17 protein-coding genes are annotated in these 18,974 nt (G+C 36.3%); all 17 read left to right on the plus strand.

Features of this window, described 5'->3' with window-relative positions; translation table 11 throughout:
* The first annotated feature begins 97 nt into the window (after window positions 1–97).
* The 17 genes from AB1414_04230 (at window position 98) to AB1414_04310 (ending at window position 18,422) form a co-directional block, all read left to right on the plus strand.
* Window positions 98–1,651: an AAA family ATPase gene (locus AB1414_04230; GenBank protein ID MEW6606651.1), complete on the plus strand. Its 1,554-nt coding sequence runs from the start codon at window positions 98–100 to the stop codon at window positions 1,649–1,651.
* The gene (locus AB1414_04235) at window positions 1,648–2,331 is read left to right on the plus strand and encodes a zinc ribbon domain-containing protein (GenBank protein MEW6606652.1); all 684 of its coding nucleotides are present in this window, start codon (window positions 1,648–1,650) and stop codon (window positions 2,329–2,331) included. Before AB1414_04230 ends, AB1414_04235 begins: the two co-directional genes overlap by 4 nt.
* A gap of 848 nt (window positions 2,332–3,179) precedes the next feature.
* A complete protein-coding gene (locus AB1414_04240) occupies window positions 3,180–3,467 on the plus strand; it encodes a UPF0175 family protein (protein MEW6606653.1) in 288 nt (95 codons plus the stop codon).
* A gap of 2 nt (window positions 3,468–3,469) precedes the next feature.
* Entirely contained in the window at window positions 3,470–3,955 is a 486-nt protein-coding gene (locus tag AB1414_04245; GenBank protein ID MEW6606654.1) for a DUF3368 domain-containing protein, read from the plus strand.
* Between the two features lie 431 nt (window positions 3,956–4,386).
* Window positions 4,387–5,745, plus strand: a complete 1,359-nt coding sequence (locus AB1414_04250; protein ID MEW6606655.1) for an ATP-binding protein — start codon at window positions 4,387–4,389, stop codon at window positions 5,743–5,745.
* A gap of 9 nt (window positions 5,746–5,754) precedes the next feature.
* Window positions 5,755–6,393, plus strand: coding sequence for a response regulator transcription factor (locus AB1414_04255; GenBank protein ID MEW6606656.1), 639 nt, complete (start codon window positions 5,755–5,757; stop codon window positions 6,391–6,393).
* Window positions 6,394–6,501: 108 nt separating this feature from the next.
* The gene (locus AB1414_04260) at window positions 6,502–7,494 is read left to right on the plus strand and encodes a hypothetical protein (protein MEW6606657.1); all 993 of its coding nucleotides are present in this window, start codon (window positions 6,502–6,504) and stop codon (window positions 7,492–7,494) included.
* A gap of 32 nt (window positions 7,495–7,526) precedes the next feature.
* A complete protein-coding gene (locus tag AB1414_04265) occupies window positions 7,527–7,913 on the plus strand; it encodes a response regulator (GenBank protein MEW6606658.1) in 387 nt (128 codons plus the stop codon).
* A gap of 30 nt (window positions 7,914–7,943) precedes the next feature.
* Entirely contained in the window at window positions 7,944–8,750 is an 807-nt protein-coding gene (locus tag AB1414_04270) for a CHAT domain-containing protein (protein ID MEW6606659.1), read from the plus strand.
* Window positions 8,751–8,810: 60 nt separating this feature from the next.
* Entirely contained in the window at window positions 8,811–12,098 is a 3,288-nt protein-coding gene (locus AB1414_04275) for an SUMF1/EgtB/PvdO family nonheme iron enzyme (protein ID MEW6606660.1), read from the plus strand.
* A gap of 45 nt (window positions 12,099–12,143) precedes the next feature.
* Window positions 12,144–13,574, plus strand: a complete 1,431-nt coding sequence (locus tag AB1414_04280; protein MEW6606661.1) for a MotA/TolQ/ExbB proton channel family protein — start codon at window positions 12,144–12,146, stop codon at window positions 13,572–13,574.
* Window positions 13,567–14,793 (plus strand): Ig domain-containing protein, encoded by a 1,227-nt coding sequence (locus AB1414_04285; protein ID MEW6606662.1) that lies wholly within the window; start codon window positions 13,567–13,569, stop codon window positions 14,791–14,793. Before AB1414_04280 ends, AB1414_04285 begins: the two co-directional genes overlap by 8 nt.
* A gap of 51 nt (window positions 14,794–14,844) precedes the next feature.
* Entirely contained in the window at window positions 14,845–16,119 is a 1,275-nt protein-coding gene (locus AB1414_04290; GenBank protein ID MEW6606663.1) for an AAA family ATPase, read from the plus strand.
* Between the two features lie 39 nt (window positions 16,120–16,158).
* Complete coding sequence (locus tag AB1414_04295; protein MEW6606664.1) at window positions 16,159–17,376, plus strand: AAA family ATPase; 1,218 nt, start codon at window positions 16,159–16,161, stop codon at window positions 17,374–17,376.
* Between the two features lie 34 nt (window positions 17,377–17,410).
* Entirely contained in the window at window positions 17,411–17,812 is a 402-nt protein-coding gene (locus AB1414_04300) for a hypothetical protein (GenBank protein ID MEW6606665.1), read from the plus strand.
* 81 nt (window positions 17,813–17,893) lie between these two features.
* Window positions 17,894–18,229, plus strand: coding sequence for a hypothetical protein (locus AB1414_04305; GenBank protein MEW6606666.1), 336 nt, complete (start codon window positions 17,894–17,896; stop codon window positions 18,227–18,229).
* 61 nt (window positions 18,230–18,290) lie between these two features.
* Window positions 18,291–18,422 (plus strand): hypothetical protein, encoded by a 132-nt coding sequence (locus tag AB1414_04310; protein ID MEW6606667.1) that lies wholly within the window; start codon window positions 18,291–18,293, stop codon window positions 18,420–18,422.
* Window positions 18,423–18,974: the final 552 nt, after the last annotated feature.

Consider the following 18,974-nt stretch of genomic DNA (forward strand, 5'->3'; position numbering starts at 1 on the left):
GAAGGTAATCTACAAATTTTGCCAATGAGTAAAAATACACTTCCTTTTTTAGAAAACCTCCTTTTTCCGCAAGAGGTTAAAAATAAAAATATTTTGTGTGGGTAAAAAAATGTTTCGCACTCCATGTGAAAAAGAGATTGATATTTTAATTCGTGCTCGTTACCCGGTGATTTATATCGTCAGTTATGAAGAAACAAGGGTAATGAACTGTCTTAAGGAAATGGCAGAGCAGAGGAAAAAAGAGTTTTTTATCTGGTCATGCACCCAGGGAATTCATAAATTAGAAACCCCGGTAAAAGTCGATGAAGCCACCCGCGACCCCATCAATGCCTTAAATTATATCGAGCGTCAAACCTTTCCCGCCGTATTTATCCTCTTAGATTTTCACCACTATTTAAATGACCACACGATTGTCCGCAAAATCAGAGACATGGTAGAAAATATGAAACATACCTACGAGAGTTTGATTATCCTTTCTCCAATTTTAAATCTTCCAGTAGAATTAGAAAAGGATATAGCCGTAGTTGATTTCGATTTACCAGATGAGAGGGATTTAAATAAATTACTGAATGAAATTATTGAGGTCATTAGCAAGTCTGGAGAGGTTAAGATTAATCTTATCCCTGATGTAAAGGAAAAACTCATTAATGCTGCACTTGGGCTTACTTTAAATGAGGCAGAAAATGCCTTTGCCAGGGTGATTGTCGTTGACCAAACATTAGGGGCTGAAGATATTGAGCGGATTCTTGAAGAGAAAAAACAGGTTATCCGAAAATCAGGTTTGTTAGAATATTATCATTCAACAGAGGTTATGGGAGATATTGGTGGCTTAGAAAATCTTAAAGACTGGCTTGTAAAACGCTCGGTGGCTTTTACCTCCAATGCCAAAGAATTTGGTTTGCCTCAGCCAAAAGGAATTTTATTAATCGGAGTTCAAGGTTGTGGCAAAAGTCTTACGGCTAAGGCAGTTGCCGGGCTCTGGAAATTGCCGCTTCTTCGCTTTGATGTTGGCAGGGTATTCTCCGGTATTGTGGGTTCATCTGAAGATAATATGCGCCGGGCAATCAGAACCGCAGAATCAATTGCTCCGGTAATCCTCTGGATAGATGAAATAGAAAAAGCCCTTTCTGGTGTGCAAAGCTCTTCCTTTTCTGATGCAGGCACTTCTGCCAGAGTATTTAGTACCTTTCTCACCTGGCTACAAGAAAAAACTAAACCGGTATTTGTTATTGCTACGGCTAACAATATCAGCCTTCTTCCACCTGAATTGTTACGAAAAGGACGCTTTGATGAAATATTCTTTGTTGATTTACCAACCTATGAAGAAAGGCAGGATATTTTTGCCATTCATATTAAAAAGAGAAGCCGTAAAGTAGAAATTTTTGATTTTGAACTCCTCGCAAAAGAATCAGAAGGATATAGTGGAGCAGAAATTGAACAGGCGGTAATTTCGGGTCTTTTTGATGCCTTTGTCTTAAAAAGAGACCTCACTACGGAAGATATTTTAAAAAGTATTAAAGAGACAATACCGCTTTCTCAAACGATGCGTGAGGCAATTGAAGACTTAAGAAACTGGGCAAAAACAAGAACACGATTTTCAAGTATTCAAAAACAACCATTAGAATCTAAAGGAAGAAGGATAGAATTGTGAATGATAACACCTCTCGGTTTCAAAAATTAGAACACGGAACAATAACTGGTGTTTTCAAAAAGGCAATTCAAAAGTTAAAACGGTTTGAACGCCTCGAAGTTAATGGGCATAAGATTAAAATAGAAAATGAAGAAATAAGTAACCCTATCCTTTGTCCAAAGTGCCAGAGAAATAATCCCAAAGATAGATTATACTGTTTGTATTGCGGATATGTTTTTGAAAAGATAGCAGAAAAGACTACTGCGGATGACCTTAAACCATACCAGATAAGATGTCCAGGGTGTAATAGAATCTGTGTTTATACCCAGACAAATTGTATTTACTGTGGGTTTAATTTTAGACCAGAACAAAAAGAAAAAAGGCGTAGAGGGGAAAAAAAGCCCTCATCAGAAAATAAGGTTATCACGGTCAATATTGATGGTAAAGTCTATCATTCTACCGATGAAATCATTCCAGCGGATGTAAAACAATTAATGGGTAGGATTAAAAATGAAGGCTATTCACAAGAACTAATTGATAGATGGATTAGGGAAAAAAAAGAGGCGAGATTAGAAAAAAGAAGGTTTTTAGAAAGAAGGGTAATTGAGTTAAGGCAACAAATTGTTTGGCGAACAATCATAGTCATTGGTTTTATTTTGTTTCTCATAATTAGTATCATTTTAAGGCTTGGAAATTATTAATAAAGGCTAACTATTCAGCCACTGATTGACACGGATTAGCATGGATAAAGATAGAGGAGAGGAGTCAGAAGATAGAGGTCAGAGGTGGGTTAACCCCCACCGGTGGGAGTTAAGGGGGTGGAATATGAAATCTGAAATAGAAGAATCCACCCCCTACCCCCGTCAACGGGGGACAACGTCCAATCAATCATTTGAATAGCGACAGAACACCAGTCATCACCCAGAAATAGAAAGTTTTCCACATTATATCCATGTAGATGAAGAATTAAAAGTTTTCAACCTGTGCGGTTAAGTATTCAAGTGGTGTAAGAAAGGGGATAGGGAAATTATGGGGATAAGGAGATGTTGTTTATAAAATCTTTAATTCCTCATTGTATCTGATTAAAGTAGTAAGTGTTCAATTCCTGACTCCTTACTTAAATCTATTCCTGATAGCATCAGGACTTAGATCCACAAACAGATTTTATAGATAACAGCTATGGCTTATGAATAACCAGTTTTTATGAACATATTTCATCATCCCCATATCTCCATTATCCCTTTATCTCCCTTTTTACACATTCTAACCGCACAGGTTGCAATTTTTTATTGACATGAGTTAAAATTTTTGGTAAAATATCCCCATAATGAGTAAACCCCGTTAGATATGTCTATAAGTAGTGGAGTGATGAGGAAGGGGGAGTGAAACAATCAACCCGTTGATATTATATCTACGGGTTTCAATAGCAGGTATTTCTAACGGGGCAAAAGTGAAGGTAACATCCAAATTCGAGCGAAGCGAGAATGTTGCGAAGCAAAAAATACTCAAAAGCAAATCCCTATCAGTTAAAATTTGGAGGTGAGAAATTATGTGGCAATTAGAACAGTTAACTAAACTATCCGAAAAGGAGCCTGAAACTATAGAGAGTGCTTTAGAGGAGATGTTAGAAATTCATAGAGATTTGTTTTATAGAGTTATAGTTGGGGCATATTTAGATAGGCAAATTAACCTCAGCAAAGCCGCAGAGCTTCTTGAGATTCATCCGTTAGAGATTAGAGAACGATTTCAAAAGCAAGGCATCCCTATCAGAATTGGCTTATCAAGTAAAGACGAAGCTGTGGCTGAAGTAAAAGCATTTAGAGCATGGAAGGAGTAGGGATGATTATTATTGATAACACCGTGCTTTCTAACTTTGCGGTGATAGATTCTCTTTATTTGTTGCAAAAGGCATGTCAGCCTGATGAAATTGGGACAACCTCATATGTAATTGATGAATTCAATCGAGGGATTAAAGTAGGAAAGTTACCCATGAGTGATATTAGCGGGCTCTCTCTTTGCCATTTTGAAACATCAGAAGAAGAAAAAGTTTTTAGTCGAATTAGCCTTTATCTGGGTAAAGGGGAAGCTTCTTGCTTGAGTATTGCTATTATAAGAGGTTATAACTTGCTAACCGATGATTTGGATGCAAGAGAATGGGGATTAAGAGAAGGAGTTTCTATATCTGGAAGTGTCGGTGTGCTGGTAGATTTAATCCGTGGTGATTCTCTCTCTTTAAGAAAAGGTAATGAGCTTCTTTCGAAGTTAATTAAAAATGGATATTACTCACCCGTGATTAGACTTGATGAGTTGGTTAAACAGGATTAAAGGTTTCTATCTTGATGATTCAGATATATGAACAGATTTCTAATATCTAAAAAGTTACTATGAGTGTCTCCGACGCCACAAGTGGCGTCATTCCATGATGGGACTCCTTATTATTTTTAGGTTTTGTTATATCATAACATACCTGTCAATCTATTAAAGGATGCCCGTCTGGACATATTATCAAATTCCTATCAGTTCAGTTAAATTTCCGAGATGTTTATTAAGAGCCTATCCGAAAAGTTGGAGGCGCGAACTTGTTCGGGGTATTTTACCTTAACAAGCCTGCCCTGGCGACAGGCCAGGGTTAAGGCGTCCATTGGTTTTTCGGATAGGTTCTGAGTAGGAGAAGGGCGCATGATAGTAAATTTTACTTCATTCCCATCATTAGTTTCTTCCATTCTTACATTGTTTTTGGGGCATTTTTCCTTCTTATTTACAATAGACGAAGGAATGAGAAGGAATATTTCTACTTCAGCATCATCTGTTTTGCCAGTTTCATTCTCTCCTTAGGCAACTGTTTAATCCTTAATACGAATAGCTTTCAAAAGATTCTACTATATCAAAGAGGCCAACATGTAGGAGCTCTTATACTGCTACCCGTTTCGGTTCACTTTGCACTTATCTACACTCACACAAAGAGCCCACGCTGGCGGCTTAGGACATTATACGGGTTGAGTCTTGCTCTACTTTTTGTCTGCTTTACAAATCTATTCATCCAGGACATTCCTAAAGACCTATCTAATTATACTAAAGGTGGGATACCTGGACTTCTTTATCAGATATACGCAATCATCATCCTTCCCATATTCTTCTATGCCCTCTATATCCTGTGGAATAAATATCGAAAGGTGACTGACAGGAGGGAGCAAAGATTAATTCTTCCGATTATAGTAGGAGGTGGACTTTATGTCATCCTGGGACTTGGTGATACGCTTATTACCGCAGAGATACTTAAGTTGCCATTTCTGCCGGCTATAATAGCTGATTTTGGCCCGGTGATTTTTTGCTTAGCCATTTCTTATTGTCTGCTTACAAAGTTTGCTCTAACCTGTAATGATTTAGATAAGATGGTGATAGAGCTTAAAACAGCACAGGAGAGATTGATCCTGTCCGAGAGATTAGCTGCTGTTGGCGAGACGGCGAGTAAGATTGTTCATGAAATAAAGAATCCTCTGGCTGGTATCAGATTACAGGCTGAGCTTTGCCAGAGGGCTCTTCCTTCAGATAACCAACATCCAAAAGAGATCATTAGAACGATTGATTGGTTAACAAAATTTCTATCCCGGCTCCTCAATCTTTCTAAGCCTGCCCAAATCAATTTGATACCTACAGAAGTAGATAAGATTTTGGATAATGCTCTCAAGATCGCTCTACCTGAAGCAGAGGGAAAAAATATAGAGATAGAGAAGTCTATTAGTTCGGAAATTCCCCTAATTCAAGGAGAGCCTGACCAGATAAGAGAAGTCTTTCTAAATATACTCTTAAATGCTATCCAGGCAATGCCCGATGGTGGCACTCTGAAGGTTAAAGCAGATGAAGACCCTCATTCCAAATCTGTCTTGATAGAGATAAATGATACTGGATGTGGAATTGAAGAGAATGATTTGAACAGGATATTTGACCCCTTCTTTACAACTAAAGAAGGTGGTAGTGGGTTAGGGTTAGCAGTCACTCGAAAAATAATAGTTGATCACGAGGGGACAATTGAAGTAAAGAGTATGAAAGGTGAAGGGAGCACTTTTATTGTTCGAATTCCTTATTTAAAGGAACCTTTCCTGGAGGAGGGATAAATGGAGCCAATGAAAATACTGATTGCTGAGGATCAGACCCTGTTTAGAGAAGCGTTATGTAAGCTATTAGAGTTTGAAGAAGATATTGAAGTAGTTGGAGAGGCAAAAAATGGAGTTGAAGCAGTCTCAAAGGTGAAAGATTCCGTGCCAGATATTGTTCTAATGGACATCGATATGCCGAAGTTAGATGGAGTTACAGCTACAAGAATGATTAAAAAAGAAAGTCCGCATACTAAAATTATAATCTTAACCGTGCATAAAGAGGAAGAGCATCTGTTTAGTGCAATTAAGGCAGGGGCAATTGGATATGTAGTAAAAGAGAATGGTTCAAAAAACCTGCTTAGCTCAATAAGAGCTGTATTTAGAGGCGAAACTTTACTTTCCCCATCAATCGCCATCAAATTATTGAAGGAATTTAAGCGGCTAACAGAGGAGGGAGTATCCAAAGATATATTTAATTCACTGACTAAGAGAGAACAGGAAGTCTTAAAACAGCTCAGTGCAGGAAAGAGTAATAAGGAGATTGCAAATGCTTTATATATCAGCGAGGCTACTGTTAAGACTCATATCACTAACATCCTGGAGAAATTACATGTAAATGATAGGACTCAAGCAGCCATATATGCCCTAAAAAGAGGCTTTGACTAAACTTCTACGACTAAGGTATGATAAAAAATCATACTACTGTCTAATTGACAGGAATAGATATTTTCGAGTATAATTAAAGAAGAAATCAAAGGAGGGCGGACGGTTAAAATGGAAAACCCTATAGAAAAGTTAGTAGAACAATTTATTGTTGCATGTAGCTGGAATTCCTGGGAGACAATAACTCAGCTTGTACCAGAGATTGTCTCTGAAGGAGGTAAAAGAGCCACTCCGACACTCCTGAAAATAGCAGAAGACAGTTTAAAAGGATTACCGACCCGGAAGATGGCTTTAGAAATGATTGGTATGATTCAAGATGAAGAGGTTATACCAGAATTACAGATAATCCTAAGAAACAAAAGGGGTGTGAAACGAAAAACCTTAAGAGGAATTCCAGAAGATTCAGATAAAATGGATGATGAAGAATATATTCAAGATGAAGTGGTGTTGACCATGGGAAAGATACAAGGGACATCTGCTGAATTAGATGAGTTGATACATAGAGATATGAGAATTACTCGTGGGACTCTTAGTGGTAAAAAGATTACACCATCTTTAACAGAAGAAATAGGAGAGTTTGAAGAATATAATATGATCTGGTATAAGATTGAGCCTGGCGATGCTATTCATAGATACATGGGTGGATTTGGAGGCCCACTTGGACATGCAGGTATCTACATTGGATGTAAAAAAGGCGAAGAGCTGGAAGATTGTAGGAACCATAAAATTATAGAGATGTCTCCTAAACGCTGTGTAACAAATAATCTCTATAATTTTTGCCATCATGAGGATGCCCCATCTGACTCATTCTGGGGATTTCGTAAGCATCGAAGCATAACTCGTCCTGGGAGAAAAATTATATTTGAAAGGGCTAAAGGGATGGCCCAAAAGCAGGCCAGGTATTCTTTTTTTGCAGGCTATAAATCGCCAGAAATACCTACTTTTAGGTGTGATGGACTTGTTGAATGGTGTTATGAACAAGCAGTTAGAGAAGGGATAGTAGATGATAATAATTGGATGGACCTCACCCCATCTTTACAGGCATGTTCACCAAAGTTTAGTAGGGTAATAGACTGCCCATTTGATAGGCGATGTTTTATATAGAAGTGGAGAGTTTAAATTTAAGGGAGAAGAGGATGAAAAGTATCTTAGTAGTTGAAGACGATAGATGTTTACGGATGGGAATTGTTTCTGTATTACTGAAAGAAAATTATGATGTTAGTGAAGCTAACACAGGCTTGGAAGCATTAAGACAAATAAAAACCAGGGTGTTCGATGCTGTACTCCTGGATGTTAAACTCCCTGGCGTTTCTGGAATAGAGATTCTTAAAGAGATAAAAGGTTCTACTCCTCATACACAATGTGTGCTGATGAGTGTCTATGTTACTACTGAGATAGTTATTGAGGCAATGAGACTTGGTGCCTGTGATTTTCTGATCAAGCCTTTTTCGCTGGATGAGTTGAAGCTGCGGATTAGAGATGTGTTTGAAGGGAAAAAAAGAAAGTTCACAATTGCAACTTGACCAGAAATTTAGTTTTTAGAGGAATCAAAAATGATAAAAATTCTATTTCTCGCGGCAAATCCTTTGGACACTGATAGGTTGAGACTTGATGAGGAGATTCGAGCAATCGATGAGAAACTCCATCAGGCTGAATATAGAGATATGTTCGAAATCAAAGCACATTTGGCCGTTTGTATTACTGATATCCAGAGTCTTCTTCTTCGTCATAAGCCTGACATTGTGCATTTCAGTGGTCACGGAAGCAAATCAAGCGAAATTATCATGGAAGACGACTCTGGAAATAGCAAACCCGTCACTGTTAGCGCCTTGAGTCAACTATTTTCTATACTTAAGGATAACATTCGGTGCGTAGTGCTCAATGCCTGTTATTCTGATAAACAGGCGATGGCCATTGCAGAACACATTGAATGTGTAGTTGGAATGTCCAAAGCAATTGGCGATTTGGCCGCGATCAGTTTTTCTGCCGCCTTTTATCAAGGTTTGGGATATGGTAGAGATGTTAAAAGTGCATTTGACTTGGGTTGTAGTCAAATCAATTTGGAAAATCTGGGAGAACAAAATATACCAAGACTATTGGCATTAAGAAATAACCCAAACGAAATTGTGTTCGTCTGTTTTTCACCAGAATGTAAAAAGGACAGTGATAGTTCAAGTCTTTCAAAAAAAGAAATCCATTCTTTACAGAAACAATTGGAAAGTTTTCGTCGCAATTTGATATTGATTAAAGAACGTATGGCAGAATTTGTATTAGAAACTGATATTCCTTTACAGTTGATTCGGAGTAAAGAAGATATTGAGAGCAAAATAGCTGAGTTAGAAAAAAAATTGGGTGGGTAAGTTTAATTTATTCAAGATATATCTCTCAAAATAGGGAGAAAGAACAAATTTAGGAGCAGAATGATGAGCTATAAAAAAGGAGATATAATTACAGGACCATACAAAGTTATTGAAATCCCTAAATATACCGATCAAAAAGAAGGATTAGGTTGTGTTTACATTGTAAATGATGAAGAAAAAAATGAAAAACGTGCTCTTAAAATACCTTTGATGAAAAATCTTACTTCTAGTTTAGAACGGAAGATATTTTTAGAAATATTTACAAAAGAAATGGAGATTTGGAAAAACATAAAAGACCATCCGAACATTGTCAAAATTTATGAATATGGTTTATTATCGCCAGATAAAGAGGAAATACAGCCGTATTTTGTGATGGACTATATTTATGGACATACACTTAAGTATATATTAGAGACCCACGAGAAAACAGGATTAACTGTTACTCAAACACTGGAGTATGCAATTAACATTTGTTGGAGTATGATAAATGCTATAGATTCAAATAACAAACAAATTATCCATAAAGGTATTAGCCCGGGTAATATTTTAATTTCAGATTGTAATATATTGATGATGACCGATTTTGGTTTAATCAGTAATGCAGAAAAGATATATAACTCTCCTGAGCAACACCATTTCGAGAATGAAATTAAGAAAATAGATATTCAAGATGATGAATTAGAATCTCTAAAAAGAGAGATGGAAAAGAGGAAAAAGCATCTTCGACTTATAGAAGAAAGAATGGCTGAATATGTTCAACCTGAAACGATACCATTACAGCTTAAAAGCGATAAAGATATACATGAGAACCATCTTAAAGAAATTCAATCAAAAATAGAGGATAAAAAAAGTCAGTTCAGCGTACAAAAATATTTAAATAGTTTGCAAAATATCAATATTCCTGCTGATATTTATTCTTTTGGGGTGACATTATATAAGATGCTTTCTAACGAATTCCCCCGTTCTGCTTTTGAATATGATAAATCACCTAAGTCCTTATGTGATAAGTATCCTTATATCCCTACTGAATTGAATCATATTGTAATGAAATGTATAGAAAAAAGTTCTGGGAATAGATTCAGAGATTTCAGAGAGCTACTAATAAATATACTTGATGTTTATGAGGCTGTTTTACACTCAAACGAAATATGTAATATCGAAGATAGAATATGCAGACGATGTGGATATATTCCCCAAAGAGGAACAAAATGCCCTTTATGTTGGGGAGAGATAATAAGCAGAGATAAGGAATTATATGTTGAACAAGCTAAACAAAGAATCAATCATATAAGAAAAGAGTTAGAGGAAGAGAATGAAATGCCACCTGATAAAGATGAGAAACCTCCGAGGAAGAAACCAGATGACCAGAGTCCCCAAATCTTTATTGGATGTGCACATGTGGAGCAAGATAGTGAAAAAGTTACTGAGCTATATAAAGCTCTAGTGAAGTCTGGCTGCAGACCATGGTTGGATAAAGAATCCATCCTTCCTGGAGAAAAGTGGTCAGACACTATAAAGAAATCTATTGAAGAATCAGATTTCTTCCTCGCATGTTGTTCAAAAAATTCAATTAACAAAAGAGGGTATTTTCAGAAAGAAATTAAAATGGCTTTAGAAATGCTGGAGGAAATGCCATCCCACGATATTTATTTAATACCTGTAAAATTAGAAGATTGTGAGGTCCCTGAGCCTTTAAGTGAACTTCAATGGGTTAATTTGTATGAAGAGGGTGGGTTTGATAAATTAATAAAAGCGATTAAAATGGGAATGAAACGTCGTAAAGATCACTTACAGCAATTAAAACGGGGACTAAAAATGGAAAGAAAGGAAGTACCTTTTGAAGAAAAAAACAGAACAGCCTTTATAAATTTCATGAGAGAGAATAAAAAGGAAAAGGAAGAAAAGGGTGTTAAAAAAGAAATTATTAGAAATAATCATGTGTTTGTCTTAATACCGGCAGGACACTATCAAGCAGGATGTTCAGAATTAGTAATTCAAAGTATTATCAATAAGTTTGGCTTTCGTCCTGAGAATAAAGAGATGTGGATAGATAATAATCCTCCACGTAAGAGCTATTTGGATGACTTTTATATTAGTAAGTATGCGGTAACTAATAGAGAGTATCTAAAATTCATTAGAATGACAAAATATCCAAAGCATCCGAGTCATTGGGGGGCTGATAGTGATAGACCATTTGATGAAGAAATTGCTGAGCATCCGGTAGTTAATGTCTCCTGGGAAGACGCATATAATTACTGTAAATGGGCAGGCTTTCGACTTCCGACCAATGCCGAATGGGAAAAAGCTGCGAGAGGAGAAGATGGAAGGTTTTATCCTTGGGGTAATACTTTTGAACCTGGGCGATGTAATACTTCTGAAGCTAAACATGGTAGTACTGCCCCTGTTAATAGTTATGAAAATGGGCTAAGTCCTTACGGGGCATATAACATGGTAGGTAACATTAGAGAATGGGTAGATGGTGGTGAACGACAGGAATATGAGAATAAAGATGGTGAAATAATGGAAGTAGATTTTAAAGATCTAAGGGGTGGTTCCTTTTCAGAAGAAGGAGAGGTCTTTGGGCTCACCTTCTTAAATATCTCTGCAGCCAAGGTTGATTATAGTAGTTTTGATATAGGCTTTCGCTGTTCTATTGATCCCCCTGATTTGGAAGGAACTATTCCTGATATTAGAGAACTTATTCCCATTCCTGCGGGGGAGTTTTATGGCAGTTGCCCTCCTGAATTATACAGTAAATTAAAAATGCAACCTGCGTTGAGCAGACCATATAGTAGAATTTCAGTACCTTATAAGTATCTTATTAGAAAGTATGCTGTGACCAATGAAGAGTACTGGCAATTTATAAAGACAAAGAATTGGAGACGTCCTGTTCACTGGAAGGAAGGTAAGCAACCTTTTCCTGAAGAATCTCGTTATCATCCAGTAGTGAATGTTTCGTGGAGTGATGCTCTTGCATATTGCCAGTGGGTAGGAGTACGTTTACCAACACCAGATGAATGGGAAAAAGCTGCCAGAGGAACTGACGGATGGCTATACCCCTGGGGTAATGATTTTGAAGTAGACAGATGTAATTGCTATGAGGCACGAATAGGTAGAACTGTGCCAGTCTATGAATACGATAATGGAATTAGCCCCTTTGGTATATACAATATTACTGGTAATGTCTGGGAGTGGGTAGACTCCAAAGATAAAAACAATTTTAAGGAACTTCGTGGTGGTAGTTTTTGTGATTCTTGTGAAATCGCTGGACTAACTTTCGTTCCAATGAAAGCCCGTGGAGACTATTCGTCTGAAAATATCGGTTTTAGATATGTAAAAGATATATAAGAGTTATATATCTATATAAAACTTATGTAGGAGACTATTTAAAAAATGAATAGAATTTTTAGCAGTATAAAAGAAAAGCTATTTCATAGTAATAGGAGTAAGCCTATCTCTGAGCAAGAAATTAGCGAATATTATACCTATGCCTATAGGGCAGCTAATATCAATGTAATGTATGCAATTATTTGGAGCATAATATTAATGATCCTCAGTTATTCCTTTACTTGGTTAGTGCATATAAAGCTGGAATGGGTTCAGGGAATTACAGATATGTTCGTTAGTCGTGGGATTATTCCATATCTTACAACTTTTTGCTTTTGGTTGGGGATAAGTAACCTTGTTCTCAAAAGGAAAAAGATTCAAATAGAAGAAAGTGGGTTTAAATACGAAAGTGATATTTTTGCGGGTGCAAAAGACCAAATCACACTGGAAGATGCAAATAATGTCATCGAAAAAATAAAAGAGATAAGTGCAGAAGGTAGAAAAAGGATTATTGTCAACAGAATTGAGAGGGCTCTGCGGCGGATGATTAATACCAAATCTGCTTCTGATGTTGACAACATTCTTAACTCTCTTTCTGAGATAGATAGCAATGTAACCGAATCCAGCTACAGCATGATTCGCTACTTAGTCTGGATTATCCCAACCCTTGGATTTATTGGAACTGTTATGGGTATTGGGAAGGCTATAGGAGGGTTTGCTAAGGTAATTGAGAAGACACAAGATTCTGTCAACATAATACCACACTTACCCGATATTGCATTGAATCTTGGCATAGCCTTTGATACAACTTTGGTAGCTTTGGGGATGAGTGTGATACTTGTCTTAATTATGTCTTCCATCCAGAAGAGAGAAGAAGACCTTTTATCTTCAATAGATGACTTTTGCATGGCAAAGGTAGTTAACCGCCTTACAAACAGAGCTGACCCCAGTACCCAGGCCGTTATAGATGCTATTAAGGATTCAAATTCTGAAGTCATCACGGCATTAGAGAATGCTTTTGAAGGGCATAAATTTGCTTTTGAACGAATTATGGAGGATAACCGCAAGGGAATGGCTGAGGATATTAATGAAAAGACAAACGAAATGCTCAAAGACCTACTAAATAAAGCAGGAAAAATCCCCAGAGAATATTCTGAAATAGATGAATCAAAAGTGACAAAGGAATTCAAAGAGATTGTTCAGAGATTAGAAACTATTGTGAGAGCACATGAAAACCTGGCAAAATCGGCACCAGTGGTGAAAGATGTGGTTAAATTGGAGAGAGTTCTTACTGAAAACCAAAACATACTTACACAACTACAACAAATACTTAAGGAACAATCAAAGGTTATGAATTCCTCTTTCCAAATTATGGAGGCAAGTACAGACTTCTTTAAAAAAAATCAAGAAGTTATGGAACAATTGTATTCTGTTATTCAAAAGCTTTCTGAGAAAGGGATTCCTATAAATATAATTCCGGGAGGGCAGCTTGGCTAAATTAAAAAAACAGCGTGAGATTAATATTGTTAGCCTTTCATTTCTGGATGTTCTATCTAACACTATTGGAGCATTGGCCTTTCTTCTGTTACTTCTCGTTATCGCTACTACCATAGTAACGGCTAAGATGCATTACCTTTCGCTTGAGATAGTTACTGACACCAACTTGCCTGATGCAAAAGAAGGAGAGCCTTACTCCATTGCGATATCTGCTATAGGAGGAGATGAACCATACCTGTGGCAGTATCAGGGAGAGCTGCCTGAAGGAGTAAAATTTGACAACAAAAGAGGAATCATTAGTGGTATACCTAAGGTAAACCCTATTAAACATGAAAAAACCTTTATCTTCACAGTTCAAGTATCTGATTCATATAAAGATAAAAAGAGCACGGTTCAAAAGGAACTAAAGATAAAAGTATTTCCCTTACCTCCTATAACATGGGAAGAATTGAAACTAAATCCGGTAAAAATCAAGACAGATACTCTTCCTAATGCTATGGTTGGGAGTTATTATAAAATAGCACTCTCTGCTATCGGGGGGTTGGAGCCTTATAGATGGTTAATAAATGGTGATTTGCCGGCAGGTTTAAGATTGAGTAATGATTTGATCTTAGGAACTCCAAAGATGAAAGGGACATCGACTTTTATCCTTAAAGTTATTGATGTTTTATCTAAAAGCGATGAGAAAGAAGTAAGTTTAAGAATAGAACCTGCACCTATTAAAGATTTTTCAGATGGCAGTGATTCAAAAAGTTTATCTTTTATTGTTGATCCCAAACTAACAGTTCTACCCTTAAAGATAACTACTAAGAAGTTGTCCGGGGCTATTGTAGATATACCTTACCAAATTACTCTGGCAGCTTCAGGGGGTATTGTTCCTTATAAATGGTTAATCGTAAAGGGTAAGCTACCAAAAGGGCTGAAACTGGATGAGGAAAAGGGTGAGATAAATGGCATACTGAAGGATACTGAGGAAGGCATGAAATATAAGTTCCTTCTGGAAGTCGAAGATTCTCAAGGTGTACCTGCAAAGGATAGTAAATGGTTAAATATCGCGACATATTTTGCCAAACAACCAGAAAAATTCTGGCGGAAACCCTGGGTGATTGTCCTTGCTACTATTGGTATTATTCTTATAATCTATTATATAATAGCTTTAGTACAAAGTATAATAATGAAGAAAAGAGGATATGAACTACGGTGGGTAAAATTAAGATAATCAATACCTTTGTGGTAAAGAAACAAAATAAAACTTAAAGGAGGTAATCTTATGGCTACTTATAATAATTTTGGAAGAGATGAGGTGTATTCTATTGCCTACGATATTCCTAAACTTGCCTTTTTTGGAACAAAAGGAGGGGTAGGGAAAACAACAATTGCATCAAAGTTTGCAGATTTAGTTGCACAAGGTGAAGGCAAACCCAATGTTTTAATGATTGATTTTGATGTTGATCACAGAGGATTAACTGTGACAAGATTGAGTGGATTAACAGGAAAGTGTAAGACTATCCATGAATACATAGCAACACGTTCTATGGAATTAGAAAGGGCAATCGATGCAACCCATACACAATTAGAAGGAGATAGTGGCAGAGTATTCTTAATTCCTGCGGCAGGGAAGGAAGAGACTCATATTTTTAGAACTATGGCAAATATTAATAGTGATGAAATGTTAGAAATTATTCGTTCACTAATAAAGAGTGCCATAAATAAGTACAAAATTTCTTGTGTTCTTATTGATTGTGGTCCTGTGGTCAATCCTTATACGGCTGCCGCAGCTTATATCTCTGATATGGCATTTATTATCGGACAAAATGAACCAATTACTTATGACAACTACACACACTATGCCCATAGAGTCAGAGAGTTTTACGAAGACTTCCAGACAACTCATGTCCATCTCGTCTTAAATAAAACAAGAGGGAGAATTCCTGAAACCATTTCAGCCTTTGCGAATATTCCTTTTACGATGGAGGTGGTTGATGTAACAGAAGGGCTGGATGATATTGATGAGATGAGACTTACGATGTTTGATAACTATATCTACGATATTGTTAAAAAAACTTTCGAGAGAAACCATCCTAAGTTTATTCCTGATCCAAATGTCATGTTACCCAAAACATGGCCTAAGATTTCTGAGTTAGCAAATAGTTTGAGTAAATCAGGAGAACTGAAAATGGCTAAAGTACTAAAATATTTACTTCCCACAGGTATTATATTCACCATTATTTCCTTAATCCTGAAATTTGGTTTTGGAGGTAAAGGGGTTTCAACAAAGCAAATAATTGATAGTAGTGGTTCAATTATCGAGCAGGTGGTTAAAAACACAAATGTCTTTGACGAAATATTCCCCTACTCTTTTGGACTATCTTTGGTTTTGGCAGTGGTAGGCTTTATCTTTTGGAGAAAATATGGTGAAATAAAAAGATTTCTCGACATGCTTTCCAGAGCAAGTAAAGAGGGATTACTTCATTTACTTCAAAATCGGAGTGGGAGAAGGATGTTTGAAAAAGTGAAAAGATTGGCGAAAAAAACAAAGATTTAGTTAATAATTGTGATTATTTAATGGAGAGATAAATGCATTATGGAGCAAGAAGAAGTCCAAGAAGAAATAAATAGTCTTGAAATAAGAGGCCAAAAGCATAAAGAAAATCTTCGGATAATCAGGGAGAGAAAAGCTGAATTCGTTGACCCCAAAGATATTCCTATAGAGTTACTCCGTGCCGAAAGGGAAAACGAAAAAATAATTCAAGAAACAGAAAAAAGACTCAAAGAACTCAAAGAGGAAAACTCAAAGGAAGAGAATGAAGACAATAATAAATTGGAAACGGCATTTTCTTTTCTTAAAAAAAAGCTTTTATCAAAAATTAATATCCCAATCATTGCTTTTCATGGATTCCATGGCGGGTCAGGAACAACGACTATTATGGAACATTTTGCGGATTTAATTTCACAGGGAAAAGAAAAACATAATATTTTGATGATTGATCTTGATGTTTTTATAAGAGGTTTGACTGAGAATAAAATGAGTAGATGTATAGTAGCAGAGCCGTGCAAAACAATTCATGAATATATGAGTAAACAAAAAACAGAATTGCAGAGTGCAGTAGATGTGACTAATAAGAAATTGAAAGAGAAAAGTGGAAGAGTTTTTCTGATACCATCAGCAATATCTGAGGACGCAGGAGTTTTTACTACTATGAAAAGTATACAACAGGATAAAATACTGAAAATTATTTGTTCACTGGTCACTTCTGCAATAGATAAATATGGGATTTCGTGTGTTTTACTCGATTGCGCTTCAGCAATTAATCCATATACATCTACTGGTATTTATATCTCTAACATAGTTTTTATTATTAGAGAAGTTGAAGTGGTTGTTCAAAATCGTACACAACAAATACGGGAATTTTATCCAGACTTTATCCCTCAAAATGTTAAGGTTATATTGAATAAATCTGAAAATACAAAGAATGTTTCCGCTTTTGCAAATATTCCTTTAATAATAGACTTAATTAATAAAAGGGGATCGTCTCCATCAATATTTGATAAACATATTTATAATATAATCGAAAAAACCTTCGAGGAACATTACAGCAATTTAGTCCCAGACTGGATATCTGTTTCAAAAAGATTCCCAGAGTTAAGAAGTGACAATCTATTTGAAAACTTATTTCCAGTAGCTATTTCACCTTTTACTGTATCATTAAATTTATTTTCAATGGCTCCTATTATCTTTTTTCTTATGACTCAAAAACTTAGGAAAATGATTCTCCTGCTTTTTAGAAACCAGGAGGTTTAAAATATTAAACTTTATAGAAAAGGAGGGTAATAAAATGCGAAAATCTCAAATAATCGTCGGGATCATTTTTCAGATAGGGATTATCTGTGTACTCAGTTATGCTACTACAGGTTCCATAAATCCGTTAAAGGTTTACTCAGCCGAAAATACTGTTATTAGAACAATAGCGTATGTCCTAACAGGTTTAGTTGGGCTTGCTCTTTTGGGTTTATTTGCCGTTAGAGTAGGAATACCGGAAGATGCAACCTGTGCCTATTGCGGTAAAAATATTCGAGATCTTCTTGGTGCCGCTGGTTACGGAAATCCTCGCCCTTGTCCAACCTGTCTCAGATTTGGGGAAAGAACATTTTACCATGGGGTCTGTTGGAAGGCTATTCATGGAAAATGTATTGTTTGTAGTGAGAGATATGACACAAATTCATATGATAGATATTAGTTGATAGATAAGGAAAAAAGATTAAATAGAGCTAAAAGAGACTCCCATTCTTTAGGGTTTATATCAAGGAGGTGAATAATCATGGATGATAGCAAAGGTTGTCAGGCTATTGTAGGATTGACAATCTCTCTCTTCTTACTTATTGCTACATGTGCCATTTACGGTTTTAAAAATGGTTTGCTGGTGTTTTTTGTGCTTGGGATTTTAACAAAGTTGGTGTCTCTTGCTGGTTTTGTTCCTATTATAGGTCCTTTCATTTATTGGGGAATTAGCAAAAACTGGCTCTTTCCCCAATTTTTTATTTGGTTTGATTCTATTCATCCTACCTGGGTAACTACAACTATACTTGTGTTGGGGCTTATTGCTTCTATTGGGTATACACTTATTGGTTGTGGATTGGGGAGAAGAAATTATTGAGAAAAGATTTAGGGAATGGGGGTAAACAATTTATTCAGGGAAGTAATCAGAGGATAATGGCATGACTTGGTCAAGGACGGGCTCAACATCTCTTGCCTCAATAACTGCTATAGTAAGAAACAATGAGCATAAAAGGTGGTTTGAGGAAGGCAATATAGGGGAAGAAAAGAGAATACTCTTTACAACTTATTGATTTTAACCCAAGTTCATGGTTTAAAAAATTAAGTTAAGCAAAATCAATGGGTTACAACTCATAAAAATTCAATTTGGGCACTACATCTTCAAATAATTATTTTTATTATCCTCCCCATTTTTTGATAAGGTATTTTTAGAGCCGCATAAATCTCTTTATGATATGGCTCGGGTTTAAGCGATTTTCTGATATGAACTATTTTACCATCTTTCCTTCTTATGGTGGTGGTTACCCGAGTATGTGTGGCTAAACGACTCCGAATGGTCTCCCAATCATTATTTATTCCCTCCTGGCGAAGATTAAATCTTATCGTCTGTAAGATATGATCCTGAAATCGGCAAGTATCTGAGTAAAAAGGGGAGATGGGGGTGAAAAAGAAGGCTATTTTGACAAATTTGGGAAAGAATTAAGGAAAAGATGAAGGGAATTAGATAACGGATAGAAAAGAGATAGGATTAAGATGGGAGTGAGTCATAATTTGGACACAATACGAGTGTTGGAGTTCTTTGAAAAGTAAGATCTAATGGGGTGTTTATTTAGCATCGAACTATA

Source organism: bacterium (assembly GCA_040755795.1).
GTDB lineage: Bacteria > UBA9089 > CG2-30-40-21 > CG2-30-40-21 > SBAY01 > JBFLXS01.